Annotated in this window: 23 protein-coding genes, 1 tRNA gene and 1 riboswitch; of the genes, 6 read left to right on the forward strand and 18 right to left on the reverse strand. The window is 70.9% G+C overall.

The genetic code is table 11. The features are described from left to right. The first annotated feature begins 27 nt into the window (after positions 1 to 27). Positions 28 to 810: a hypothetical protein gene (locus AC5WRT_RS00345; RefSeq protein WP_496091561.1), complete on the forward strand. Its 783-nt coding sequence runs from the start codon at positions 28 to 30 to the stop codon at positions 808 to 810. Positions 811 to 832: 22 nt separating this feature from the next. On the opposite strand, the gene AC5WRT_RS00350 is transcribed toward AC5WRT_RS00345, so the two are convergent. Beyond that, positions 833 to 1144, reverse strand: coding sequence for a hypothetical protein (locus AC5WRT_RS00350; RefSeq protein WP_496091562.1), 312 nt, complete (start codon positions 1142 to 1144; stop codon positions 833 to 835). Positions 1145 to 1243: 99 nt separating this feature from the next. Between AC5WRT_RS00350 and AC5WRT_RS00355 the strand changes: the two genes are divergently transcribed. Next, positions 1244 to 1474, forward strand: coding sequence for a DUF4287 domain-containing protein (locus tag AC5WRT_RS00355; RefSeq protein ID WP_020940491.1), 231 nt, complete (start codon positions 1244 to 1246; stop codon positions 1472 to 1474). 58 nt (positions 1475 to 1532) lie between these two features. On the opposite strand, the gene AC5WRT_RS00360 is transcribed toward AC5WRT_RS00355, so the two are convergent. The 5 genes from AC5WRT_RS00360 to AC5WRT_RS00380 all read right to left on the reverse strand — a co-directional run bounded on the left by AC5WRT_RS00360 (position 1533) and on the right by AC5WRT_RS00380 (position 6933). After that, the gene (locus tag AC5WRT_RS00360) at positions 1533 to 2393 is read right to left on the reverse strand and encodes a Bax inhibitor-1/YccA family protein (protein WP_496091563.1); all 861 of its coding nucleotides are present in this window, start codon (positions 2391 to 2393) and stop codon (positions 1533 to 1535) included. 165 nt (positions 2394 to 2558) lie between these two features. After that, positions 2559 to 3773, reverse strand: a complete 1215-nt coding sequence (locus AC5WRT_RS00365; protein ID WP_496091564.1) for a 4-hydroxybenzoate 3-monooxygenase — start codon at positions 3771 to 3773, stop codon at positions 2559 to 2561. Positions 3774 to 3938: 165 nt separating this feature from the next. Next, positions 3939 to 4628 carry a hypothetical protein gene (locus AC5WRT_RS00370; RefSeq protein ID WP_496091565.1) on the reverse strand — a complete coding sequence of 230 codons (690 nt, stop codon included), beginning with the start codon at positions 4626 to 4628 and terminating at the stop codon, positions 3939 to 3941. Between the two features lie 59 nt (positions 4629 to 4687). Further along, complete coding sequence (locus AC5WRT_RS00375) at positions 4688 to 6619, reverse strand: zinc metalloprotease (protein ID WP_496091566.1); 1932 nt, start codon at positions 6617 to 6619, stop codon at positions 4688 to 4690. A 98-nt stretch (positions 6620 to 6717) separates the two neighbouring features. After that, complete coding sequence (locus AC5WRT_RS00380) at positions 6718 to 6933, reverse strand: hypothetical protein (RefSeq protein WP_496091567.1); 216 nt, start codon at positions 6931 to 6933, stop codon at positions 6718 to 6720. Between the two features lie 232 nt (positions 6934 to 7165). Between AC5WRT_RS00380 and AC5WRT_RS00385 the strand changes: the two genes are divergently transcribed. Together AC5WRT_RS00385 and AC5WRT_RS00390 are read left to right on the forward strand one after the other, a co-directional pair. Next, positions 7166 to 7573: a helix-turn-helix domain-containing protein gene (locus AC5WRT_RS00385; protein ID WP_496091568.1), complete on the forward strand. Its 408-nt coding sequence runs from the start codon at positions 7166 to 7168 to the stop codon at positions 7571 to 7573. A 142-nt stretch (positions 7574 to 7715) separates the two neighbouring features. Further along, positions 7716 to 7967, forward strand: coding sequence for a hypothetical protein (locus tag AC5WRT_RS00390; RefSeq protein WP_496091569.1), 252 nt, complete (start codon positions 7716 to 7718; stop codon positions 7965 to 7967). Positions 7968 to 8000: 33 nt separating this feature from the next. Here AC5WRT_RS00390 and AC5WRT_RS00395 read toward each other — a convergent pair. Beyond that, positions 8001 to 8087, reverse strand: a tRNA-Leu gene (locus AC5WRT_RS00395). 438 nt (positions 8088 to 8525) lie between these two features. Between AC5WRT_RS00395 and AC5WRT_RS00400 the strand changes: the two genes are divergently transcribed. Both AC5WRT_RS00400 and AC5WRT_RS00405 read left to right on the forward strand, forming a co-directional pair. Next, positions 8526 to 9296 (forward strand): ABC transporter ATP-binding protein, encoded by a 771-nt coding sequence (locus AC5WRT_RS00400; protein WP_496091570.1) that lies wholly within the window; start codon positions 8526 to 8528, stop codon positions 9294 to 9296. Continuing rightward, complete coding sequence (locus AC5WRT_RS00405) at positions 9296 to 11824, forward strand: ABC transporter permease (RefSeq protein ID WP_496099818.1); 2529 nt, start codon at positions 9296 to 9298, stop codon at positions 11822 to 11824. The genes AC5WRT_RS00400 and AC5WRT_RS00405 overlap by 1 nt, the downstream gene beginning before the upstream one ends. Positions 11825 to 12037: 213 nt before the next feature. Here AC5WRT_RS00405 and AC5WRT_RS00410 read toward each other — a convergent pair whose 3' ends face one another. The 11 genes from AC5WRT_RS00410 to AC5WRT_RS00460 form a co-directional block, all read right to left on the reverse strand. Beyond that, entirely contained in the window at positions 12038 to 13330 is a 1293-nt protein-coding gene (locus AC5WRT_RS00410; protein WP_496091572.1) for a class I SAM-dependent methyltransferase, read from the reverse strand. Between the two features lie 234 nt (positions 13331 to 13564). Next, positions 13565 to 14944, reverse strand: coding sequence for an NAD(P)/FAD-dependent oxidoreductase (locus tag AC5WRT_RS00415; protein ID WP_496099819.1), 1380 nt, complete (start codon positions 14942 to 14944; stop codon positions 13565 to 13567). Positions 14945 to 15389: 445 nt separating this feature from the next. Beyond that, positions 15390 to 16952 carry a DUF501 domain-containing protein gene (locus AC5WRT_RS00420; protein ID WP_496091574.1) on the reverse strand — a complete coding sequence of 521 codons (1563 nt, stop codon included), beginning with the start codon at positions 16950 to 16952 and terminating at the stop codon, positions 15390 to 15392. A gap of 52 nt (positions 16953 to 17004) precedes the next feature. Continuing rightward, positions 17005 to 17481: an FtsB family cell division protein gene (locus AC5WRT_RS00425; protein WP_496091575.1), complete on the reverse strand. Its 477-nt coding sequence runs from the start codon at positions 17479 to 17481 to the stop codon at positions 17005 to 17007. Between the two features lie 136 nt (positions 17482 to 17617). Then, positions 17618 to 18904, reverse strand: a complete 1287-nt coding sequence (gene eno, locus AC5WRT_RS00430) for a phosphopyruvate hydratase (RefSeq protein ID WP_496091576.1) — start codon at positions 18902 to 18904, stop codon at positions 17618 to 17620. A gap of 348 nt (positions 18905 to 19252) precedes the next feature. Continuing rightward, positions 19253 to 19939 (reverse strand): transglycosylase family protein, encoded by a 687-nt coding sequence (locus AC5WRT_RS00435; RefSeq protein ID WP_496091577.1) that lies wholly within the window; start codon positions 19937 to 19939, stop codon positions 19253 to 19255. Between the two features lie 4 nt (positions 19940 to 19943). Further along, a riboswitch (cyclic di-AMP (ydaO/yuaA leader) is annotated at positions 19944 to 20116 on the reverse strand. Between the two features lie 177 nt (positions 20117 to 20293). After that, on the reverse strand, positions 20294 to 21373 hold the full coding sequence (locus tag AC5WRT_RS00440) for a transglycosylase family protein (RefSeq protein WP_496091578.1): 1080 nt from the start codon (positions 21371 to 21373) through the stop codon (positions 20294 to 20296). A gap of 167 nt (positions 21374 to 21540) precedes the next feature. Continuing rightward, entirely contained in the window at positions 21541 to 22773 is a 1233-nt protein-coding gene (locus tag AC5WRT_RS00445) for a cytochrome P450 family protein (protein ID WP_496091991.1), read from the reverse strand. Between the two features lie 134 nt (positions 22774 to 22907). Then, the gene (locus AC5WRT_RS00450; RefSeq protein ID WP_496099820.1) at positions 22908 to 23969 is read right to left on the reverse strand and encodes a nucleoside triphosphate pyrophosphohydrolase; all 1062 of its coding nucleotides are present in this window, start codon (positions 23967 to 23969) and stop codon (positions 22908 to 22910) included. Between the two features lie 85 nt (positions 23970 to 24054). Continuing rightward, positions 24055 to 24708, reverse strand: coding sequence for a SurA N-terminal domain-containing protein (locus tag AC5WRT_RS00455; protein ID WP_496091580.1), 654 nt, complete (start codon positions 24706 to 24708; stop codon positions 24055 to 24057). Positions 24709 to 24854: 146 nt separating this feature from the next. After that, a complete protein-coding gene (locus tag AC5WRT_RS00460) occupies positions 24855 to 25682 on the reverse strand; it encodes a glycoside hydrolase domain-containing protein (RefSeq protein ID WP_496091581.1) in 828 nt (275 codons plus the stop codon). Positions 25683 to 25710 lie beyond the last annotated feature (28 nt).

Consider the following 25710-nt stretch of genomic DNA (forward strand, 5'->3'; position numbering starts at 1 on the left):
GGTCGACTTTGAACCGGGAGTACGTCAGTGAGCGCCATGCCGATCGCCCTGCTGCTCACCACGGCCGCCACGGGCGCCGTGGGCGTCGCCGTCCTGCGCACCGTTCTGAAGCTGCGCCGGCAGCTGGCGGAGCTTCAGGCCCAGCTCGCCGAGAACCAGGCGGCCGCCCTGGGCGCGCTGCTGCCGAGCGCGCGCGGCAGCGCCGACACCGACGGGATACGCGCGGCCGTGGCCGAGGCGCTCGCCGAGGAGCGGGAGCGCGAGCTGGCCGAGGCGCGTGCGTTCTGGGCGGCGCAGGAGGCCCGTGACGCCTCCGACGCGCCGACCCTGCTCGGTCTGCCCGAGCACGACCTGTTCCTGCCTCGGCAGACCGACTTCGCCGGCCTTGAGCCGGTGTCCGAGCCGACCGTCGAGGCCGACGAGTTCGCCGGGGAGTCCCCGGAACTGGCCGCGGCCCGTCGCCGTCACCCCTCGCACCCCGACTTCGTCCCGGTGCAGTCGTCGGCGGTGAACGACCACGAACGCACCGTCACCATGCTGGAGCAGCTGTCCGCGGAGCGCGTCGAACTCGCCGACGTCCGTCCGGGCCCCCTCGGCACCCTCGACGTCTACGTCTTCGCCGACGGCACCACGCTGTGCATGACCCCGGGCCACCGCGAGACCGCCGAGCGCCTCGCGGCAGCGGTCGAGGCGGGCGAGGCCCCCTACCTCCTGGGCGGCTCCGGCATCTCCGGCGCCTACACCCTGACCTTCGCCTGCGGCGAGGACATGGTCTACATCCTGGCGGACAGGGTCATCGCGTCGCTGTAGGGCAGCGCCCCGAAGGGGCGCCTCAGACCCCGGCTCTCTCCCGCGCCTCCTCCACCAACCGCACCGCCTCGGCGACCTGATCGTCACTCTCCAGCACCAGCGACAAGTCGTGCGCCGCCACGAGGATTTGGTCCGCCGCGGCGAACATCCCCGCGTCCGGCATCTCCCGGGGCTCCGTCCCCGGCTCCTCGACGGCCTGCGCCCACCGTGCCAACGACCTGGCCAGCGCCAGCGCCTCCGCGGCGGCGCTGCGTTGGAGCCGGCTCTGCGGCGCGGCGCGCAATCTGTCGGCGAAGTGATCCACGGCTCGGGTCAAGGGCGTCGTATCAACCACGCGCCGAGCGTAACGCGCCGCACTGTTGCCAATACGCGAACGCTCAGGCACCGTGACGTGAAGGACCGGCTTACATCCCCTTTGCGTTCGGAGGCGCCGATGTCCCAGCTCTTCTCGGAGGAGACCCACCGCAATCTGCTCGCCCGCATCCCCCATTGCACCGGTCGTGAAGTCTCCGACTGGCTGCGCACCGTCGAAGAAGGCCCCGCCCTGTTCCGCTTCGAGGAGAAGGTCAGCTGGCTCCGGCACGAGTACGACCTCGCGTACGGCCACGCGAAGGCGATCGTCCACGAGTACGACCTGAGGAGGGCAGCACGCAAGCTGCTCTAGACACGAAAAGGGTCCCGGAGCCGAACTCCGGGACCCTTTTTCACGACCGGTGAGCGCGCTAGTCGTTGTTGGTGAAGATCGCCACCAGGCGCAGCATCTCCAGGTAGATCCAGACCAGCGTCACGGTGAGACCGAACGCGGCCAGCCAGGACTCGTTGCGCGGGGCGCCGTAGGCGATGCCGTCCTCGATCTGCTTGAAGTCGAGGGTCAGGAAGAACGCGCCGAGCACGACGGCGACGATGCCGACGAGCGCGCCCAGCGGACCGAAGCTGCGCAGACCGCCGTTCTCGGCGACGCCGAAGGCGACCAGCAGCAGGTTCACCGCCATGACCACCAGGAACGCCAACGCGATGGACATGCCGATGCGGGCGTAGCGGGCGGTGACGCGGATCCAGCCTGCCTTGTAGACCAGCAGGGTCGCGGCCGAGACCGCCATGGTGCCGAGCACCGCCTGGAAGGGGGCGCCGCTCCAGCGGCTGTTGTACATCTCGCTGATGACGCCGAGGAAGACGCCCTCGAAGGCGGCGTACCCGAGGATCAGCGCGGGCGACGGCGTGCGCTTGAAGTTCTGGACCATCGCCAGGACGAAGGCGACGATCGCCGAGCCGATGGCCAGGCCGTAGCTGGTGGCCGTGACCGGCAGCAGCGCCCAGGCGAGGACGGCGCCGACGGCGACGGTGCCGAGCGTGATGGCCGAGCGGACGACGACGTCGTCCATCGTCATCCGGTCGGTGGTGGCGGGGGCCTGCGGCGGCGCGCCGAACTGGACACCCTGCTGGGCGTACGGGTTCTGGGCGTAAGGGTTCTGCGCGTACGGGTTGCCCTGTGCGTACCCGGCCTGCGGCGCGGTGTTGAAACCGGCGTAACCGCCGGCGCGGCTGAACCCCCGTCGCGAGAAGACCGGGTTGCTGCTCCTCATTTCACTCCTCCATGGCTGCCGTGCGCAGCCTTGGCTCAAGAGTAATGGATTGGCAAAGGATCGACCATGATACCTGAGGAGGATCTTTCCCCTGCCGTGCTGCCCAACACGCTACGCGTACCGGTGATTCCCGGCCATGGGTGATCGGTTTCCATGACGAACCTGCTACCTCGCCGAGACCCGCTCCTGACCCGCTTGCCCCGGTCGGTCCAGCGGGAACCCGGTGTACGCCTCGGCCAGGTCGGTCTCGGCCGCTCGGGAGGAGGCGATCCGCTCCAGGCGCGCCAGCTGGAGGCGGGCGTCGAAGGGGGTGCCCCCGGGGGCCGGATGGAGCATCGTCGTCATGTCGTAGGAGAACCGCTCGGCCTGCCAGACGCGGCGCAGGCAGGTCGCGGAGTAGGTGTCGAGGAGGTCCGCCGAGCCGGTCTCCTTCTCGTGGGCGAGGGCACGGGCGAGGGTGACGACGTCACCGACGGCGAGGTTCAGCCCCTTGGCGCCGGTCGGCGGCACGATGTGGGCGGCGTCACCGGCGAGGAAGAGCCGGCCGTGCCGCATCGGCTCGTGCACGAAGGAGCGCATCGGCGTGACCGACTTCTGGGTGACGGGGCCGCGTTCCAGCCGCCAGTCGTCGTCCGTCTCGAAGCGGCGCTCCAGCTCCGACCAGATCGCGTCGTCGCTCCAGTCGTCCGCGTTCGCACCGGCGGGCACCTGGAGGTAGAGCCGGGAGACGGACGGGGAGCGCATGGACAGGAGGGCGAAGCCGCGGTCGTGGCGGGCGTAGACGAGTTCCTCGTGCGAGGGCGCGACGTCGGCGAGAATGCCGAGCCAGGCGTAGGGGTACGTCCGTTCGAAGCCGCGGGACAGGGCGGCGGGGAAGGCCTCGCGGGCCACGCCCCAGAAGCCGTCGCAGCCGACGGCGTAGTCGCATTCCAGCACGTCCTCGCGGCCCTGGTGCCGGAACAGGATGCGCGGCCGGCCGCTCTGTGCGTCCTCCACGGCCAGCGCCTCCGCCTCGAACATCAGCGGCCCGCCCTCCTTCAGCTGAAGGGCGATCAGGTCCTTGCAGACCTCGGTCTGGGCGTACACCGTCACCGACCGGCCGCCGGTCAGGCCGGGGAAGTCGATCCGGTGCCGGCGGCGGTCGAAGCGCAGTTCGATGCCGTCGTGCCGCAGCCCCTCCCGGTCCATCCGCTCCCCGGCGCCGGCCGCGCGCAGCACGTCGACCGTGCCCTGCTCCAGGATTCCGGCGCGCTGCCGATGTTCCACGTAGGCACGGTCGCGGCTCTCCAGGAGGACCGAGTCGATATCGGCGCGGTGCAGCAGCCGCGCGAGCAGCAGTCCGGCCGGCCCGGCTCCGATGATCCCGACGGTGGTGCGCATCGGTTCGTCCCTTCCGGTTCGACTCTAGGCGTTCGTCTGGTGAACTTTCCTTCACGAACGTGCGCCGCTGAGTCTGCGCCGGAGGCCGACCGATGTCAATGGGGCGCGGGAACCGCGCGACCAGCCACGACACCCGGCGGCCGCACCGTTTCCGCGCCCCTGGTCTCAGTTCCCCGGCCAGCCGTCCAGGTGCCGGTGGAGCGTGACACCGGGCCGGGCCGAGGAGGCCGCCTTCGGCGCGTGGGCCACCGCGTCCCGCAGAACCGCGCCGACCTCGCCCGCCAGGCCGTCGACCCGCTGCTTGAGCTCGGCCGCCGGCAGCGCGGAGCGGGTCAGCGCGTCCAGCCGGCGGTGGATGTCCGCGAGCTGTTGCCGGGCGCCTGCGTCCAGGGTGAGCGGGGCCGGGGTGGACACGACGAACTGGTAGGCGCCGGCCAGGGTCTGGCAGCCGGTGCACTCCTTGTTGGCCGCGTCGCTGAGGTTCACGGCGTTCAGGTGCGTGCGCTCACCGGCGATCGTGACGATCTGGAAGGACAGCGCGACGGACCGGCAGTGGTCGTCGGCCGAGCAACCGGAGGAGACGGCGTTGGCCTGGTTGCGGACCCCGGCCGCGTTCACGGTGCCGAACTGGCGGATGGTGAAGGAGTCCTCGGCCCGCGTGTGGTGGGCCCGGTCGGCGTGGCTGAAGACGTGGTCGGACGCGAAGGCCGCGTGCGCCGCACCGGTCACGGCCTGCGCCGGTACGGCCGTGGCCGCGCCGGCGACTCCGGCGGCTCCGGCAGCGAACAGGCCCATGCGCAGGGCGTGCCGGGCGAAGGGATGGTTGCTGGAGCGTGCCTTGCGGTGGCTGCTCATGGGGTCTCCGTACATGGTTCGGGCGGCCCGCGAGGGCCGAGAGTGTGGCTGATGCGGTGTCAGGAGGACGCCGGTGCCGGCGAGCCGGCGGTCGGCGTCGCCGTGGGGCTCCCGGCCGTCGACGCGGGGACGCTCTCCGACGGAGTCGAGGTCGGAGAGGCCGGGGTCCCGGAGCCCTGGCCGGCGGGCGGGGTGGGATCCGCGGTGGTGCCGCCGGAGGAGGACTCCGGCTGGTGGGTTCCCGATCCGGTCGGAGCGCCCGGTGCCGCCGGGCCCGACGCCGACGACGGGGGCGCCGAGACGGACGCGCTCCCCGAGACGCCCGGCGACGGCGCGTCCCCCGGCGCGGAGGCGGAGGCCCCCGGCACCGCCGACGGCGACGCGGAGGCGCCACCGGTGCCGTACCCGCCCTGCCCGTCGTGGCCCGGGGTCGAGGCGTCCCTCGGCGACGGTGCCTCGGTCGGCACCCCGGGTTGCAGGATCGGTGCGATCGGGGGCTTCTTCGGCAGCGGCTTCGGGGTCATGCCGGACACCCAGGCGTAGGAGAGCCCGGTCAGTCCGGCGAGGGCGAGCACGCACAGCGCGAGGCGCAGCCGGGGCCGTCCTGCGGTGGAGCGTTTCGCGGCCCGGAACAGCCGGCCGCCGATCTTCACGGACAGGTAGACGACACCGGCCATCGGGCACAGCAGCATCACGCTGCCGATCACCCCGACGAGCCCGGTGACGACCTGCCCGTGCGCGAACGCCTCGCCGGTGCCGATGAGTTGCGCGGTCAGGGAGCGCACCATGGTGGTGAGGATCCGGGGCAGGTTCCACAGCGCGTATCCCATCTCGCCGGCGATCAGCGGCACCATGGTCAGCACCCAGGTGGCCACGACGGTGCGCGCGGACCGCTTGAGCCCGGCGACCTCGGTGCGCGCCGCCCGGCCCTTGGCGCCGGGCACGAGCGAGAGCAGGATCGGCTTGATCTTGCCGTAGAGATCCGGCACTCCTGCGAGGTCGCCGAGGATGTAGTAGCCGTCCAGACGGACGGCCGGCATCAGCTGTTCCAGGATCTCGAAGTGCCCGAGGTAGACGGCGGCCAGGAAGAACTGCGCTCCCGTCGCGAAGTAGGCGCCGGCCATGGCGAGCATGAAGACGACGTTGAAGTACACCCCGCCGAGATCCGTGCGGAGCCGGCCCCCGCGCGAGATCCGGTAGACGTCGGTGACGTCGGTGTACATCGACGGCCAGATGAGGAACAGCCCGCAGCCGATGCAGCCGGGCCGGGCGCCGCCGTACCGGCAGGCGGAGGCGTGGCCGAACTCGTGGAAGACGAGCGAGGCCACGGTGAGCCCGAAGACGATGAGGATCAGCACCGGCTGGTCCAGGACCTCCAGCACCGGTTCGATCGCTCCGAAGAAGCCGAACAGCCAGACGTCCATCGCGAGCGCCGCGAGCAGCACGGCGGCGACCACGGCCGGGCGGTGCAGCCAGGCCAGGCCTCGCGCGATCCGCCCGGTGCGGCGCTCGTCGAAGATCACCCGGTGACCCTTGAGGGCGAGCAGCAGGTCGGAGCGCGGGGCGTCGACCTCGTCGTCCTCCTGGCCCTCGGGCACGGTCACGCCGAGCGGCTGGAGCTTGTTCTCCAGCAGGTAGCGGATGTTCTCGCCGCTGACCTCGCGGCCGTAGCGGGCGCTGACCCGGTGGGCGATCGTCTCGGCGTCACGGATCCCGTCGACCGACGATGCCACCAGGTACAGCAACCGCGACAGCTGTACGACCTGCCCGTCCCCCCGACGGGCGATGTACTTCGGCTCGGTGAAGCCCGAGCCCTGGTACTCGCCGTGCAGCCGCAGTCCCGCGCTGAGCCGCGGGGCCGGCCGGACCGGCGTTCCGACGGCCGGCAGGCTGCCGGTCGTCACCTGCTCGTACGTCACCGGCCAGCCGCCGGGCCCGGGCACCGGACCGGTGTCGTACAGCGCGCTGGTGCCGTCGTCGAGCACCGTCATCCGTGGTCTCCCCCCACGCTGTTCCCCCCCAAGGGCCGCGGGACGGACCGCCCCGCACGCGTGCGATCCGCCCCGCGGCCGTTGTCGCGGCGGTGCCGTTACTGCTTGACGCTGATCGTCTGCTGGGCCGACGACTCGGCGTCCGACCACGAGGAGTGGTCGTTCACAGCGGCGGACTCGTTGTGCGCGTTGATGTGCGCGACGTGCTTGGTGACGGTGACCGTCTTGCCGAAGCTGAACTTCAGCCGGCCCAGGGCCTCACGGCCCGGCAGCAGCTCCGCGGACTCGGCGTCGAGCTCATGGGCGTTCAACATGATCGATTCCCCCTCGGGAAACAGGCGGTTCCGGTCGGAGAGAGTCAGGTTCCCCCCGGACTCTGTCCAACTTGGTCGGACGAGCTGTCCAACGAGATTGGACACTAGGGCCTCGCGGCACCCCCGCGCAACCCGTTCGGTGAATCACCCTTTCGGCGGCCCCGCTACCCGACCGTAGAATCGGCGCCGACAGGGACGGTTCGGTCGAGCGGCGAGCAGGAAGTGGACTTCGGTGGCCAACGCACTGCAGCAGTTGATCCGTGAGCGTCTCGACCGTCAGGGCTGGTCCTACGGCGACGTGGCTCGGCGCGGCGGAGTGCCCCGCTCCACCGTCCACCACCTGGCCACCGCCGACCGGGTCGTCCGCATGCCCCAGGCCACCACCCTGGAAGGCCTGGCCAAGGGACTCGAGCTGCCGCTCGACACCGTGCGCCGGGCCGCGGCCGAGGCCTGCGGCATCCACGTCTACGGCGGCCCGGCCGACGAGGACCCGGCCGCAGCGGCCACCCGCAGCACCGACCCCGAGGTGGAGGTGCTCATCGCCAGCGTGCAGCAGCTGTCGGCCGACGACCGCAGGCATGTCGCCGCCCTGGTCGAGTCGCTGCTCGGCCGCTCGGCGCGATCCGCACCGGAGAAGTGACCGGAAGGCCCGTTTCCCGGCCACGCCGGAAAAAATCATGCAACTGCACCCGAACGGTGCCACATCCCCCGCTAGTCTCTCGTCTGCCCGAGGAGCGAGAGCCGTACGACCACCCGGGCTCTTTGGGGGGAACGTGTTGTTCGTGCATGGCGGGCCGACCACCGCGGTGGTCCGGGGCCCCGCCGGTGAATCGGTCGTCCTGCTCTCCGGTGAGCTGCCCCGGGTGCTCACCGAGGACGCGGTGACCGAACTGCTGGACCTGGCCGCCGCGATCCTGGACGCGGACGAACTGGAGTTGTTCCACACCTGCCTGCACACCCTGCGCGCGGACGGCCTGAGGGCGGGCCGGCGCATCGAGGTGGACGGCGCGGTGCTGACGGTGTACGAGGGTTGAGCCGCGCGCCGAAGCCCCGGCGACGGGGCGCGGTGGTGCCCGGAGCCGGACTTGAACCGGCACGCCCGCGAAGGGGCAGCGAGGTTTAAGCTCGCCGTGTCTGCATTCCACCATCCGGGCAGGCCATGGGGCTCCGCTTCGAGGTTCGAGCCTATCGGGACGCATCCCCCGAACTGCGCGCGGGCGGACCGATGTTGTCTTATTTTATTGATGTCTGAGGGTGCATCAGCCCGCGGAACGGGCCATCCGCACTTGCCAACAGCGTGACGTGACGGGCATGCGCGCGTACGTGGAATGACGGAATTTCACCGTCCGAACGAGGGTGTTCCACCCGTTCTCGACACCGTTCGAGCGCGGTTCGACGACGGCCCCGGGGCGGTCCCGGCAGCCACCGCCTCTCAGGGTCCCCCGTCCTCCCCAGGTATGACACGGCGCTCTCCCGTCCGACCCGAGTCGCCACCCGGAACCGGAACAGCGACTGACTACACACGCTCGTGGTGCCGGGACGATGGAGCGGTCCCCATGGAACACACGTCGTCCCGACAGGAGCACCGTCCCGTGACCACCACCCCCACCGCCGACCGGACCACCGCCGTGGCCGCACGCGCCACGGAGCTGTCGAAGATCTACGGGCAGGGTGAGACCCGGGTGGTCGCCCTGGACCGGGTCTCCGTCGACTTCCGGCAGGCCGAGTTCACCGCGATCATGGGCCCGTCCGGCTCCGGCAAGTCCACCCTGATGCACTGCGTGGCCGGCCTCGACACCTTCTCCTCCGGGTCCGTGCGGATCGGCGACACAGAGCTGGGCTCGCTGAAGGACAAGCAGCTCACCAAGCTCCGCCGCGACAAGATCGGCTTCATCTTCCAGGCGTTCAACCTGCTGCCGACGCTGACCGCCCTGGAGAACATCACCCTGCCGATGGACATCGCCGGACGGAAACCGGACAAGGCCTGGCTCGACCGGGTGATCTCGATGGTCGGCCTCTCCGGGCGGCTCGGCCACCGGCCCGCCCAGCTCTCCGGCGGCCAGCAGCAGCGCGTGGCCGTGGCCCGCGCCCTCGCCTCCAGGCCCGAGATCATCTTCGGTGACGAGCCGACCGGAAACCTCGACTCGCGCTCCGGCGCCGAGGTGCTGGGCTTCCTTCGCAACTCCGTGCGCGAGCTGGGCCAGACCGTGGTCATGGTGACCCACGACCCGGTGGCCGCCGCATACGCCGACCGCGTGATCTTCCTCGCGGACGGCCGCATCGTGGACGAGATGTACGGCCCCACGGCCGACTCCGTCCTCGACCTGATGAAGCAGTTCGACGCGAAGGGCCGTACTTCCTGATGTTCCGCACCGCCCTGCGCAACGTCCTCGCGCACAAGGCCCGGCTGCTGATGACCGTCCTCGCCGTCATGCTCGGCGTGGCCTTCGTCTCCGGGACGCTCGTCTTCACCAACACCATCTCCGACGCCTACCAGAAGAGCTCCGCCAAGGGCTTCGACCAGGTCGACGTCGCCGTGCAGTCCGAGTACCAGAAGTCCAGGGGCGACAGCGTCGGCAAGCTGTCCGACCTGACGCAGGCCACGCTGGACAAGGCCGCCGGGGTCCCCGGCGCCGCCTCAGCGACCGGTGTCGTCAGCGGCTTCACCGCCGTCGCCGACCGGCACGGCAAGCTCGTCGGCGGCGACTGGCAGTCCAACGGCGGCAACTACTGGGGCCCCCAGGACGCACGGTATCCGCTGGTCAGCGGCCACGCCCCGCACGGCAGCGGCGAGGTGCTGCTGGACTCCAGGACCGCGAAGCGGGCCGGCTACCGGGTCGGCGACACCGTGCGCCTGTCCGTGAACGGCCCGGTCCTCACCCCGAGGCTCACCGGCATCTTCACCACCGACGACGGCAACGTCTCCGCCGGCGGCAGCCTCGCGCTGTTCGACACGCCCACCGCGCAGGCGCTGTTCGGCAAGAAGGGCGGCTACGACGAGATCGACGTCAAGGCCGCGCCCGGCACCAGCCAGACCGCGCTGAAGGCCGCGCTCGACAAGGCGCTGCCCGCGCATCTGGTGAGGACCACCACCGGCAAGCAGCTCGCCGACGACCAGGCGAAGACGATCGCCGACTCGATGAGCAGCCTGAAGCAGGCGCTGCTGGTGTTCGCGGGCATCGCGCTGTTCGTCGGCACGTTCATCATCGCCAACACCTTCACCATGCTGGTCGCCCAGCGCACCCGGGAGCTGGCCCTGTTGCGCGCGGTCGGCGCCTCCCGCCGCCAGGTCACCCGCTCGGTGCTTCTCGAGGCGTTCGCGGTCGGCGCGGTAGCCGGCGTGGCCGGTCTCGCCGCCGGCATCGGCATCGGTGCCGGCCTGCGCTCGCTGCTGGGCTCCTTCGGCGCGAGCGTGCCCGACGGGCCACTGGTGATCACCCCGGGCACGGTGGTGGCCGCGCTGGCGGTCGGCGTCCTCATCACCATGCTGGCCGCCTGGCTGCCCGGCCGGCGCGCCGCGAAGATCCCGCCGGTGGCGGCGATGAGCAGCATCCACGCCAAGGCCACCACCAAGTCGCTGGTACTGCGCAACACCCTCGGCGCGCTGTTCGCGGGGGCCGGTGTCGCGGTGGTCCTCGCGGCCACGACGATGGACGCCGACTCCGCCCAGGGCCCGATGGGCATCGGCGCGGTCCTGCTGGTCATCGGCGTGTTCATCCTGACCCCGCTGCTGTCCCGCCCGTTGATCGCGGCCGCCGCCCCGGTGCTGCGCGCCTTCGGCGTCTCCGGCAAGCTGGCCCGGCAGAACTCGGTGCGCAACCCGCGCCGTACCGCGGCCACCGCCTCCGCGCTGATGATCGGCCTGACTTTGATCACCGGCATGACGGTGATGGCGGGCAGCCTGCAGACCGCGATCGACAAGATGGCCTCCTCGGCCATCCGCGCGGACTACGTGGTCTCGATGGCCAACCGCTCCCCGCTCTCCCCCGACGTGGCGCACAAGCTCGCCACCGCCAAGGGCGTCACCGCCAGCAGCCCCCTGCGCAACGCCGAGTCCCGCATCGACGGCAAGACCGAGTTCCTGACCGGCGTCGACGGCTCGTCCATCGGGAAACTGACGGACCTGAAGGTGGACGAGGGCTCGTTCACGGTGAGCGGCACCCGGGTCGTCGTCGACAAGGACCGTGCCAAGGACTACGGCTGGACGCCCGGCTCGCACTTCACCGCGCACTTCGAGGACGGCAGGGCGCGCACCCTCACGGTCGCCGGTGTCTACGAGGGAAACGACATGATCAACGGGATCATGCTCGACAACACGGTCCTCACCCCGCATCTGAAGAACCCGGCCGACATGCAGGTCATGGTCAAGACGGCGGGCGGCGCCTCCGGCGCGACCAGGGACCGGCTGGCCGAGGCGCTCGGCACCAACCCGGCCATCAAGATCCAGGACAAGCAGGACATCTCCAACAGCATCGCGCAGATGTTCACGACGCTGCTGAACATGCTCTACGGCCTGCTCGGCATGGCGGTGATCGTCGCGGTCCTCGGCGTCATCAACACCCTGGCCATGTCCGTGTTCGAACGCGCCCAGGAGATCGGCATGCTCCGCGCGATCGGCCTGGACCGCAAGGCCGTCAAGCGGATGGTCCGCCTGGAGTCCCTCGTGATCTCCCTGTTCGGCGGGGTGCTCGGCATCGGCCTCGGCGTGTTCTTCGGCTGGGCCGCCGGTCAGCTGCTGGGCACGAAGATCCCGACGTACGAACTGGTCCTGCCCTGGGGCCGGATGGCGGTGTTCCTGCTGCTGGCGGCCACGGTCGGCGTCCTCGCCGCCCTGTGGCCGGCCCGGCGCGCGGCCCGGCTGAACATGCTGGCGGCGATCAAGGCCGAGTAGCCGTACGACACCGGCGAGGAGCCCCGCCGGGGCGGGGTCCCCAGGGGGTTTCGTCCGGATCAGCCCGGGTCCGCGAGCCCGGCACGGCACCTCGCCGTGTTGTCGGACCACCCGAGTTCGCCCAGTGCGCGGGTGTTCCTCCGCTTTGCGACGCACCGCACCGGACGCCGCGGCCCGTCCGACCTGATCCGAACGAAACCCCCCAGCCGGCGCTCAGGCGGTCCAGGTCCTGGCGCGCAGCGGCAGTGCGGACACACCGGATTCCGGGGTACGGACGGCCAGCACCTGGTTGACACCGATCCGGTTGTGCTCGAAGGCGAGCGCGGAGGCGGCCATGTACAGCCGCCAGACGCGGGCCCGGCCGGGGCTGGTGAGGCGGACCGCGCGGTCCCAGTCCCCCTCCAGATTGGCCACCCAGCGGCGCAGCGTACGGGCGTAGTGCTCACGCAGGGACTCCACGTCCCGTACCTCGAACCCGGCGCGCTCCAACTGGGTCACGGTGGTGCCGACCGGAGCGAGTTCACCGTCGGGGAAGACGTACGCGTCGATGAACTCGTCGACCTCGTACGTCGATTCGTTGCGCTGCGGGCGGCGGGCGATCTGGTGGTTGAGCAGCCTTCCGCCGGGCTCGAGCAGGCCGTACAGCTGCCTGGCGTACTCCAGGTAGCGTTCGGCGCCGACGTGTTCGGCCATGCCGATGGAGGAGATGGCGTCGAACGGCCCGTCGGTGACGTCCCGGTAGTCCTGTACACGGATCTCCACCCGGTCGGTCAGCCCCTCGTCGGCGACGCGCTTGCGGGCGTGCGCCGCCTGCTCCTGCGACAGCGTGACCCCCACGACGCTCACGCCGTGCTCACGGGCCGCGTGGACGGCCATCGAGCCCCATCCGCAGCCGACGTCCAGCAGCCGCTGACCGGGCGTCAGGCCGAGCTTGACGGAGACGAGTTCGAGCTTGTCCCGCTGGGCGGTCTCCAGGGTGCCGCCCTCCTCCCAGTACGCGCAGGAGTACACCATGGAAGGACCGAGGACGAGCTCGTAGAAGTCGTTGCCGACGTCGTAGTGGTGGCTGATGGCCCGTCTGTCGGTGCGCCGGGTGTGCAGATGCCGGCGCGGTCTGCGGACCTCCTCGCGCGGTGGGGCGGGCGGGAGCGGCGGCCCGGCCAGCTTCAGCAGGTCGCGTGCGGCGGCCCGTACGGCGGGATCGCGCACGGCGTCCAGGAGGCCGCGGGCGTCCTCCCCTCGCTCCCACACCAGTCCCGCCAGCGCGTCCAGCGTGGCGTACAGGTCGCCCTCGATGTCCAGGTCCCCGGAGACCCAGGCGCGGACGAGGCCCAGCTCTCCCGGTTTGAACAGCATGCGGCGCAGGGCGCGGCGGTTGCGCACGACCAGCGTCGGCGCGCCCGGCGGGCCGGCCTGCGACCCGTCCCAGGCGCGGATCCGCACCGGGAGCGGAACTCCCAGCAGCTGCTCGGCAAGACTCCTCAGCCGCGACGCGGCGTCGGCCATGGCGCACACCTCCAAGACGACGATCCCGGATGCCGGTAACCACGTAAACACCGTCCGCTGTCTCGCGCAGTCCCGCAAAGGAGTTACAACTGAGCAAAACAGTTGCAGGTGCCACACGGATGGAGGCGGGATCCGTGTGTCGGCGCCCGGATCCGGAAGTGCCGCAGCACGCCGAAGGGGCCGCCCGCACCACGGATGGCAGGCGGCCCCTTCGGGGCGTTCGGACGACCGGGGTCAGGAGGCCTTGGCCTTCTCCTCGGTCTTCGCGGCGGCGACCGGCGCCGGCTTGGCGGCCTCGTAGAACTCCTCGCGCGGGTTCTCCATGGCGCCCAGGGAGACGACCTCGCGCTTGAGGAACATGCCGAGCGTCCAGTCGGCGAAGACGCGGATCTTGCGGTTCCAGGTCGGCATCGCCAGACCGTGGTAGCCGCGGTGCATGTACCAGGCGAGGCGGCCCTTGAGCTTGATCTTCATCTTGCCCATGACGATCATCGCCACGCCCTTGTGCAGGCCGAGACCGGCGACCGCACCCTTGTTGGCGTGCTCGTACTCCTTCTGCGGGAAGCCCCGCATACCGGAGACCACGTTGTCGCCGAGCACCCTGGCCTGGCGCAGCGCGTGCTGGGCGTTGGGCGGGCACCAGGCGTTCTCGTTGCCCGCCTTGCGGCCGACGAGGTCCGGGACCTGCGCGTTGTCACCGGCGGCCCAGATGTAGTCCGTGCCCTTGACCTGGAGCGTGGGCTCGCAGTCGACGTGGCCGCGCGGGCCGAGCGGCAGACCGAAGCGGGCGAGCGCCGGGTTCGGCTTGACGCCGGCGGTCCACACGATCGTGCCGGCGTCGACCTCGAGGCCGTTCTTCAGCACCACGTGGCCGTCGACGCAGGAGTCCATGGAGGTGGAGAGGTAGATCTCCACGCCCCGGCTCTCCAGGTGTTCCCTGCCGTACTGACCGAGCTTGGGACCCACCTCGGGGAGGATCTTGTCGGCGGCGTCGACGAGGATGAAGCGCATGTCCTCGCGGGACACGTTCCTGTAGTACTTGGCCGCGTCCCGGGCCATGTCCTCGACCTCGCCGATGGTCTCCGCGCCCGCGAAGCCACCGCCGATGAAGACGAAGGTGAGCGCCTTGCGGCGGATCTCCTCGTCGGTCGTGGAGTCGGCCTTGTCCAACTGCTCCAGCACGTGGTTGCGCAGGCCGATGGACTCCTCGATGCCCTTCATGCCGATGCCCTGCTCGGCGAGGCCGGGGATCGGGAAGGTGCGGGAGACGGCGCCGAGCGCGATGACGAGGTAGTCGAAGGGCAGCTCGTACGCCTCGCCCACCAGCGGGGCGATCGTGGCGACCTTGCGGTCCTGGTCGATGGTGGTGACCCGACCGGTGAGGACCTCCGCCTTCGGCAGCACGCGCCGCAGCGGGACGACGACGTGGCGTGGGGAGATGTTGCCGGCGGCGGCTTCGGGGAGGAAGGGCTGGTAGGTCATGTACGACCGGGGGTCGACGACCGTGACGGTCGCCTCGCCGTAGCGCATCTTCTTGAGAATGCGCCGAGCTGCGTACAGGCCTACGTACCCACCGCCTACTACGAGGATCCTGGGACGCTCCGTGGTGCTCATGCCATCGAGTATCCACCCGCTCCCAGGGGGGTGCTCGTGCGCCCCTTCACAAGGTATGGCAGACCCTGTGCTACACTCCGCGGCCCGCGTGATCCAGATCATGAGCGACGAGCGGAACCACGGTCCCCTTTGGACCGTTGTCAATGCCGCGTGAGCTGCCTCTCCGGGTCGGTGAGGCATCCGTGAGGATGCCGGAACGCGTTCGGAACACCCCTTTCCGCAGCACCCCGGCACCCTTCATCTGAACATGTTCAACCGGTCTTTGACCCCCCGGAAGGGCCAACCGGGCCCCTTTCACGGACCGACCGGGCCGAATTCCTTGTGAAGAACTTCACGAACTTTCCGGGGGCGGTTGCACCGGAGGGGCGCCGAAGGGCCCCTCCATGCCGCTCAAACGTTATCCGACCTGCTCAGCAGACCGCTACCCATCAGTAACAAGAGAGAGCTACGCCACCGACCACGCGATGCCGTCGAGGATGTCGTGCTCGCTCACCACGACCTCCTCGGCACCGGTCCGCTCCATGATCGCGAGCAGCACCAGGGCGCCCGCGCCGATGACGTCGACCCGGCCCGGGTGCATGGACGGGACCGCCGCGCGCTCCGCGTGGGTGGAGCGCAGCAGCCACTCGGTGATCTCGCGGACGCGGTCGCGGGAGATCCGGGAGTGGTGGATGCGCGCGGAGTCGTACTCCGGCAGGTCCTGGGCGATGGCGGAGACGGTGGTGACGGACCCGGCGAGCCCCACCAGGGTGCGCGCCCCGCGCAGCGGGACCGTCTCCTCGGCGAGGTCCAGGGCGGCCTCGACGTCGGCCCGCATCGCGGCGATCTCGTCCTCGGCGGGCGGGTCGGAGACCTTGCCGTCGTGCACCAGGTGACGTTCCGTCATCCGCACGCAGCCGACGTCCACCGAGCGCGCCGCCCGCACCCGGTCGTCGCCGACCACGAACTCGGTTGAGCCGCCGCCGATGTCCACCACGAGGTAGGGCCTGGCCAGGTCGTCCCGCCCCGTCAGCTCCTTGGTCGCGCCGGTGAAGGAGAACTCGGCCTCCTGGTCGCCGCTGATCACCTCCGGCTCGACCCCGAGGATGTCCAGCACCCCGCGCACGAAGTCGTCCCGGTTCTCGGCGTCGCGGGAGGCGGAGGTGGCGACGAAGCGCACCTTGACGGCGCCGAGTCCACGGATCACCCCGGCGTACTCCCGGCACGCAGCGAAGGTCCGCTCCAGCGCCTCGGGCGCCAGCCGGCCGGTGCGGTCCACGTCCTGGCCGAGCCGCACGATCGTCATCCGCCGGTCCAGCTCCAACAGCTCGCCGGTGGCCGGGTTGACGTCGGCGACGAGCAGCCGGATGGAGTTCGTGCCGCAGTCGACGGCCGCGACCCGGGAGAAGCCCTCCGAAACCGGCGGCCCGGCCGCGAAGGAGCCGCGGCGCGCCTCGGCCGGGTCCAGGACGGCACCCTGCTCCCCGGGGTGTTCGTCCGCCGGGTCGGGCGCCGCCAGCGGCTGCACGCACGGCCCCTTGCGCCACCACTCCGGCAGCATCGCGATCGCCTCGTCGCCGAGCGGGTTGACCCCCGGTCCGGCCGCCAGCGAGTGGGCGACCAGGACGTGCAGGCACTTCACACGGTCCGGCATGCCGCCGGCGCTGGGGAAGCCCTCCAGGACCTCGATGGCGTCCCGGCGCGCGATGTAGTCCTCGTGGGCGGCCCGGTAGGCCGCGGCCAGCTCGGGGTCGCTCTGGAGGCGTTCCGTCATCTCCTTCATGACGCCGTTCGCCTCCAGCGTCCCGATCGCCGAGGCGGCGCGCGGGCACGTCAGGTAGTACGTCGTCGGGAAGGGCGTGCCGTCGGGCAGCCGCGGCGCGGTCTCCACGACGTCCGGCTGGCCGCACGGGCAGCGGTGCGCGATGGCCCGCAGGCCCCGCGGCGGGCGGCCGAGCTGCTGCTTGAAGGCCTCGACGTCCGCGTCGGTGGGCTCGGTGCGCGGAGTGGGCGGCGGGGGCGTTTCCATGACTGCTTTCGGATTGGCTTTCTGTCGATCACTGCATCGATGACTGCATCGACTACTGGTCGGAGGCGTCGGACTTGTCCACGCCGTCCCAGACGTTCGCGTACCAGGGACGCCGGGCGCCCCCGCGGTCGGCGCGGGACTGCTTGGCCGGGCCCGGAGCGATCACCGTGTACCCGGTCTCACCGGGCATCACATAGTGCAGCCTGCGCCGGATCTGCTGCTCGGCGTAGGAGTCGTCCTGCCAGCGCGCCTTGAGGTCGCGCAGCTGCTCCACCCGCTTGCGGGCCTGCTGCTGCTGACGCTGGAGGTCGGAGATCTGCGCACGCTGGGAGACGTACTGCCGCATCGGATAGGCGAGTGCGACGACCAGCGAGCACAGCACCAGCGCGAGCAGCGCGGCGCGGCCGGTGAGCCGGGAGCGGCGGGCCTGACGCCTGCTCTGGGAGCGGTACACCCGGGCCGCCGTCTGCTCGCCGAGCAGCCGCAGCCTGGTCGCGGTGGAGAAACGGTCCCGGTCCTTCACGGCCATCTGGCTCCTCCGCCTCCCCTTCGCCGGTGTGGCTTCACACGTGCGTACGTCCCCGGACACGGTACGGGACCGAGTACGGGGACGTACGTACGACTGGCTAGGCCTTACTCCACGTTGGCTCAGCCCGTGAGGCCTCTCAGCCCTTGAAGCGCGGGAAGGCGCTGCGGCCGGCGTACACCGCGGCGTCGTCGAGGATCTCCTCGATGCGCAGCAGCTGGTTGTACTTGGCGACGCGCTCGGAGCGGGCCGGGGCGCCGGTCTTGATCTGACCGCAGTTGGTGGCGACGGCGAGGTCGGCGATGGTGACGTCCTCGGTCTCGCCGGAGCGGTGGGACATCATGCACTTGTAGCCGTTGCGCTGGGCCAGCTCGACGGCGTCCAGGGTCTCGGTCAGCGAGCCGATCTGGTTCACCTTGACCAGCAGGGCGTTGGCGGTGCCCTCCTCGATGCCGCGGGCCAGGCGCTCCGGGTTGGTCACGAACAGGTCGTCGCCGACGAGCTGGACCTTGTCACCGAGCTTGTCGGTGATGACCTTCCAGCCGGCCCAGTCGTCCTCGAACAGCGGGTCCTCGATGGAGACCAGCGGGTAGGCGGCGACGAGCTCCTCGTAGTACTCGGTCATCTCGGCGGCCGAGCGGGACTTGCCCTCGAACTCGTACTTGCCGTCCTTGTAGAACTCGGACGCGGCGACGTCGAGCGCGAGCGCGATCTGCTCGCCCGGGACGTAGCCGGCCTGCTTGACGGCCTCGAGGATGAGGTCCAGGGCGGCGCGGTTGGACTCCAGGTTCGGGGCGAAGCCGCCCTCGTCGCCGAGGCCGGTGGCCAGGCCCTTGCTCTTCAGGACCTTCTTCAGCGTGTGGTAGACCTCGGCACCCCAGCGCAGGGCCTCGGAGAAGGACTCCGCGCCGATCGGGGCGATCATGAACTCCTGGATGTCCACGTTGGAGTCCGCGTGCGAGCCGCCGTTGAGGATGTTCATCATCGGCACCGGCAGCAGGTGCGCGTTGGGACCACCCAGGTAGCGGAAGAGGGGGAGGTCGGACGCCTCGGAGGCGGCGTGGGCGACGGCGAGGGAGACGCCGAGGATGGCGTTGGCGCCGAGGGAGCCCTTGTTGTCGGTGGCGTCCAGGTCGAACATGGCCTGGTCGATCAGCCGCTGCTCGGTGGCGTCGTAGCCGACCAGCTCCGGGCCGATCTGCTCGATGACGGCGAGGACGGCCTTCTCGACACCCTTGCCCTGGTAGCGGTTGGGGTCACCGTCGCGCAGCTCGATGGCCTCGAAGGCGCCCGTCGAGGCGCCGGACGGGACGGCGGCACGACCCGTGCTGCCGTCGTCGAGGCCGACCTCGACCTCGACCGTGGGGTTGCCTCGGGAGTCCAGGATTTCCCGGGCTACGACGACGTCGATGGACGGCACGAGCATCTCCTTCTTGGGATGTGACGCTGGAAGTGCGGGGCGTGTGCCTTGCGGCTGCGCCGTGCGACTAGAGCCTAACCGTCCCCGGGGCGCCGGCCACCGACCGACCGTCCCGTGGACAGGAGGGACACGCAGACGGTACCCATTGTTCACCGCCGGAACAAAGGGGGTGCGGAAGAAAAGCGGGGAACGGCCGGGCAAAGAAAAGCCCCGCCCCGGCGCGTACGGGGGAACACGCGCCGGGGCGGGGAGCCCGTGGGGAGGGGGGTGGCCCTCACGAGGCCTCCCGTGCGGGGCGGCGGCTGTGAGGGCGCCGTGGGCCCGGCCGGAGAGCCGGGTGTCACTCCCCGGCTGTCACTTGAGGTGCAGCTGCTGGCCCGGGTAGATGAGGTCGGCGTTCTTCACGATGTCCTTGTTCAGCTGGAACAGCTTCTGCCAGCCGCCCTGCACGCCGTGCTTGGCGGCGATGGAGCTGAGGGTGTCGCCCTTGACGACCTTGTACTCGCCGTCACCCTTCTTGACCTTCGTGCCGGTCGCGGTGGTGACGGTCTTGTTCGCCGACGGGGCCGTGCGCGTGGTGGAACGGGTGGCGGCCTGCTGGCCGGTGGAGCGGGTGGTGGTGCCGCTCGAGGACTTCGTGGAGGCCGCGGGAGCGGAGCCGTTGTACGGAGTGCTCGACAGGCCGGTGCCGCAGACCGGCCAGGCGCCCTTGCCCTGACCCGCGAGGACCTTCTCGGCGACGGCTATCTGCTGCGCCTTGCCGGCCAGGTCGGCGCGCGGGGCGTAGGCGGTGCCGCCGTAGGCGGCCCAGGTGGAGTTGGTGAACTGCAGGCCGCCGTAGAAGCCGTTGCCCGTGTTGATGGACCAGTTGCCGCCGGACTCGCACTGGGCGACGGCGTCCCACTGGGAGGCGGTGGCGGCGGAGGCGTTGCCCGCCGCCATCAGCGGGGCGGCGACGGCGGCGCCGGTGACACCGGCGAGAGCGACGACGCGGACGGCCTTGGACGGGCGGCGGTGCTTGCCCTTGGCGGAAAACAGCATGGATCGATCCCCTCACCGACGCCTGCGAGGTGAGCTGTCGGGTTCGGGCCGGTTGAGTTGCCCGGCCGCACACCCGCTTGCGCGAGGTGCGGCTTCACCCCTAGCCGGTCCAGACTGAACTGCTGGGCGCGGCACTTACCTTGGGTCCCCCGCTCCTGCCTACGGCGCTTGACGCGACGACTGTTCCCGGGCAACCGCTGGCAGGATTCGGCGTGTGCGACTGCCGGGGCTCGTGGTGACGAGCGGTCCTGACCGTAGACATGCCGTCGGCGGAATTTCAAAGACGATCAGGGCTTCTGAGACTCATCCCACACTTTCGCCAAACCGGACATCACTGATCAAGTAGGGCGTCAACTAGTCCTGTTCCGCGCCCTTTTCGCCGTCGATTTTCAGGGTCTGACCGGCGGCGATGCGGTCCGGGTCGGCACCGATGACCTTCTTGTTGCTCTCGTAGAGCGCGTGCCAGCCGCCGTCGACACCGAGCGAGTCGGCGATGGAGGCGAGGGAGTCGCCCTCGCGGACGGTGTACGTGTCCGGTCCGTGGCCGGCGTGACGGCCGGAAGAGGCGTCGCCCTGACCGTTTGTCACGCTTTCGTCCGCACTCGCGCCACGGTGACGTCCGCCACTGCCGAGCGCTCCGGTGTCGACCAGGCTCCAAGAACCGGCACTCTGCTGGTAATTGTCCGAGTTGTCAGCACCGGGCATCGCGGTGGAAGACCCGGCGCCCCCCTCTGAGCTTCCGTCGCCCTGCGAGGCGGACTCGTGAGTTTTGTCCGGCTTGGGGGTACTGGTTCCGGCGGAACCGGTCGGATCCGGGGTCCCGGTGGCATCGCCACCGGGGCTCGGGGCGGGCGTGCCGCTCGCGCCCGAGGAGGGGCTGGAGGAGTCGGAGCCGGAGGAGTCCGAGCCGGGCGCGTGGCCCGAACCGGCGCCGCTGGAGGACGAATCCGGCAGACCGGACGAGCCGGAGCCGTCCGCCGAGCCGGAGGTGTCGTTCGAACCGCCACTGCCGCCGGATGCGGAGCCGCCGACACCGGTGTCGACGTCGAGCGAAGCGGAGTGGGAGGTCAGCCCGGCGGTCAGCGCGCACATGGCCCACGGCGCGGTGCCCCGGTCGGCGAGGATCTTCTCGGCGACGGCTATCTGCTGGTTGCGGCTGGCCTGGTCCGCACTCGCGGCGTACTGCGTGCCGCCGTACTTGTCCCAGTCCTCCTGCGAGATCTGCAGACCGCCGTAGTAGCCGTTCCCGGTGTCCGCGCTCCAGGATCCGCCGCTCTCGCACTCGGCGACCTTGTCCCACGTGGTGCCGTCGGCAGCGTTGGCGCTCGCGGCGCCGAGCAGCGGGATGGCGATGGCGGAGCCGGTCACTCCGGCCGCGACGAGGAGGGCCGGAGCCTGACGGGGGCGACGGTGACGACCGTTCCCGGAGAGCATGCGGAAGCCTTTCGTGCGACTGCGGAACCGGCGCGGCGAACAGTGCCCTCGCCACGCTGATGGGTGAACGTAGCGCCAGACGATCACTTGTCACAAGTTAATGCCGCGTAGATCACGTGAAGATCACATAATTGAACGTCCGTCACTTTTACCCGCACGGAGTGTGTTCAGGCGGTGGGTGTGAACTCCACGGGGAGGGTGCGCAGGCCCCGCATGATGAGCCCGCCGCGCCACCGCAGGTCGGCCGGATCGGCGCCGAGCCGCAGGTCGGGAAGGCGGGTGAGCAGGGTGGCCAGCGCGGTCCGGGCCTCCAGCCGGGCGAGCGGCGCGCCGAGGCAGTAGTGGATGCCGTGGCCGTAGCCGAGGTGCTGGTTGTCGCGGCGGGCGAGATCCAGCACATCGGGGTCGGCGAACCGCTCCGGATCCCGGTCCGCAGCCGCGAGCACCACGAGCACCGGGTCGCCCGGCGCGATGTCCTGTCCGCCGACGGTGAGCGGCTCGGTGGCGAACCGCCAGGTGGCCAGCTCCACCGGCCCGTCGTAGCGCAGCAGCTCCTCCACTGCGGTCTCCAGCAGGCCGCTTTCCCCCTCGGCCAGGGAGGCCTGGAGCCGCTCGCGCTCCCCGTGGTGGGTGAGCAGGGCGTAGGTGCCGTTGCCGATGAGGTTGACGGTCGTCTCGAAGCCGGCGAACAGCAGGATGAAGGCCATCGCCGCGGCCTCGTTCTCGGTGAGGTGCTCGCCGTGGTCGGAGGCGCGGATGAGACCGGAGATGAGGTCCTCACCGGGCGCGGGCTCAACGGGCAGCGCCTCGCGCTTCTTGTGGATCAGCTCGGCGAGGTAGCCGCGCATCTTCTTCACGGACCGCGCGACCCCGCCCCTCGGCCCTCCGCCGTGCCGGATCATCATTCCCGCCCAGTCCCGGAAGTCGTCCTGGTCCTCGCGAGGGACGCCGAGCAGGTCGCAGATGGCGTAGATGGGCAGCGGGAAGGCGAACTCGTGGATGAGGTCGACGGAGCCCTCCCCGGCGAACCGGTCGATGAGACGGTCGGTCAGCTCCTGCACGCGCGGCCCGAACTCGGCGACCCGGCGGGGTGTGAACGCCTTGCTGACCAGCCTTCTGAGCCGGGTGTGGTCCGGCGGATCGATGTTCAGCAGATGCGTCATCAACTCCGCCTTGCGCTCGCCCGGGATGCCGGTCCTGCCCTTGGCGTGCGCGGGCTCGTCGTGATGCGCCGGGTTCTTGCTCAGCCGCTGGTCGGCGAGGGCCTGCTTGGCATCTCCGTACCGCGTGACCAACCAGGCCTCCACCCCACTGGGCAACCGCGTCCGGTGCACCGGCGCGTGCTCACGCAGCCAGGCGTAGGCGGGATAGGGGTCGGTGGCGAACTCCCAGGTGAACAGGGCGGGTACGGGACCTCCGGCGGAGCCCTCGGCGAGGGCCGGGGAGGGGCCGGGGGGCGGGTCCCCGGCCGGTGCCGGGGCGGAGCCGAGGGCCGAGCCCTCGGCAGGGCTCGGGTGGGGGTGGGGCCGGTCGGTCACGGGTCGACCGTATCCGGGGCTTCGTGGCCCTCCGCGTCACGGTGGCCGGTGCGGGTGCGGTGTATCGCCCCGGGGGCGACTCCCTCCGCCTCACGGATGGCGTCCCGGTACGCCCGTGCCGCCGCGCGCAGGGCCGCCTCCGGGTCCACGCCCTCCGCATCGGCGCGGGCCGCCAGGGCCAGCAGCCGGTAGCCGACGCCCTCGCCCTGCGGCAGCGGCACGTCCAGGCCCGCCGTACGCGCGCGGGAGACGAGCTTGGCGGCGAGGGCCAGGCCGGGCTGGCCGAGCGGGACGCCCTCGGTCACCGACGCGCGCCGCTTCTCCTCGGCCTTGGTGCGCAGCCAGTGCTCCTTGACGTCGTCCGGCGTCTCCGCCTTCTCGTCCCCGAAGACGTGCGGGTGCCGGTGGACCAGCTTGGCGACGATGCCGCCGGCCACGTCGTCGACCGAGAACGGAGCGTCCGGATGCTCCTCGGCGATCCGGGAGTGGAAGACGACCTGGAGGAGCACGTCGCCCAGCTCTTCGCGCAGCTCCTCGCGGTCACCGGTCTCGATCGCCTCGACCAGTTCGTACGCCTCCTCTATGCCGTACTTCGCGAGGCCCTCGTGGGTCTGCCGGGAGGACCACGGGCACTCGGCGCGGATGCGGTCCATGACCTGCACGAGGTCCAGCAGGCGGGCGCCGGGCAGGTCGTAGGAGGCGGGCAGCAGCTCCAGGTCCGGCATGGCCACGCGGCCGGAGCCGGCCAGCCGGGCCAGGCCGTCGGTGAGCGCGGGCTCCCCCTCGCCGGTGGTCACGACCACGACCGTGCGCCCGCCGGCGCACGCGTCGACCAGCTCCTGCGCCGTGGGGGACGCCTCCCGGACCGCTATCCCGGCCTCGCGCAGATACGGCAGCTGCGGATGCGTGCCGTCCGCGCACAGCACGGCGTCGGCGTCGCGCAGGGCCTGCCAGGCGGGCCAGGACAGCAGGCCGGGGGCGACACGGTGACTCGTGGTGAGCAGGACGACGCGGCCGGGACCGGCGGCGGGGACGAGGTCGGGACTGGATGCGTTCACGATCCGAACGTAACCCACCCCGCCCAGGAGTGGATCTGGTTGTCCACAGGGCGGGGGCGGTCGTGTGATCGTACGACCGGCTGCCCTATGCGGTCAGCGGCTGACCGCCCGACGCCGTCGTGACCTCCCGAACCCAGGGCGTCTTGGCGTCCACACGGCTGCTCTTCTGCACGTCCCAGGTGCCGTAGCGCGGGTTGAGGTCGATGCGCAGTTCCTGGGAGGCCTTGGACAGGGCCTTCCAGAAGGCGGGCTGGGTGGTGTCGGTGCCGAGCTGCCGGGCCAGCTTCTGCGCCTCCAGCTGGAGCCTGAGGTTGTCGTCGAGGCGGGCGGGCGCGATGCCGTACTTCTGCAGCCAGGCGGTCTGCAGGCCCTTGGCGCCGCCGGCCTGCTGCTCCAGACCCGTGCGCATCTGCTGGACCTCCTCGCGGGTGACCGTGATGCCCGCGTCCTGCGCGGCGCGGTGCAGCACCCGGTCGAGGACCATGTTGGACAGGGTGTCCCGGGTCAGGCTGCTGGTGGAGGCGAGGACCTGCTGGTACTGGGTCTCGTCCGGCACCGCGGACCGCTGTGCCGCGCGGACCTCGTCGACCCGGCTCTCCAGCTGCGCGACGGTGATCCGCTGCCCGCCGACGACGGCCGCGGCGCCGGGGTGCGCGTCGTTTCCGCAGGCGGTCAGCAGGGGTGCCGCGGCGGCGATCGCGGCGGTGAGGACGAGCGCGGTGCGACGGCGGCGGTGCAAGGGGACCTCCAGGGGGAGATTGTGCGGCGGTGCACAAAGTCTTGCGGTGATCGATGTTAGGCAGCGCCCAGGCTCAGGCCAACCCATTCGACCAACGATTCACCACGACTTACGGCACCGCCGCGCCCCGGCCGGACGGTCCCGGCTCAGCCGGTGATGGCCACCGGCCCGTCCCAGGCGTCACGGTCGACGGTGAACGTGACGCCGCCGTGCGTCTCCTTGCTGTTGACCATGTACTGATGGCCGCGGCTGTGGTCGGTGAACTGGGTCGACCCCCACGGCCAGTCCGCGGTCGTCGTGTTCTGCTTGTCCCACAGCGCGTACCAGAGGTTGCCCGGCAGGTCCGTCTTGTCCTTGGCGGTGGCGATGGCCTTGGCGCTGGAGCTCGTGAAGCCGTAGTAGCCGGCCCGGTACGTCTTGGCGTGCAGCCCCTTGTCGAAGGCGCGCACGTACGTGAGCACGGCGTCGTTGCACGACGTGTTGGTGATGTCGTACGCCTCCATGTCGAGGTAGATCGCGCTGCCCGCCTTCATGCCGAGCGCGGAGGCCTTGGCCACCGCGTCGGTGGCGTCCGAGGCGCCGAGCGAGGCGGCCGTGGACGCGGTGATCTTCTCCGGGTTGGAGCCGGACCGGCAGGGCGGCTGGGCGCCGACGTAGATCGGGATGAGCTTCCAGCCCACGGAACTGACCGACTTCACCCAGGAGGCGGTGAGGTTGGGCTGGGAGCAGCCGCGGTTCCTGCCGCCCACATAGACGGCGGCGGCACCGTAGAAGCCGGTGTGCCAGGCCTTCATCGCGGACAGCGAGGGCGCGGCGCAGGTGTCGAACGCGCGGCCGGTGAAGGTCTTCTGCGCGGGCCAGCCGGTGGCGGCCATGGAGGTCTGCGCGGCGATCCCGGCACCGGCGACGACGGCCGCGCCGGCCACCGCCCATGTCAGGTATCTGCGCTTCTTGGACTGACGATGGCCGGCCATGATCCCACCCCTGTTGTCGTACGTCGCC

This window comes from Streptomyces sp. NTD91 (genome assembly GCF_059510455.1).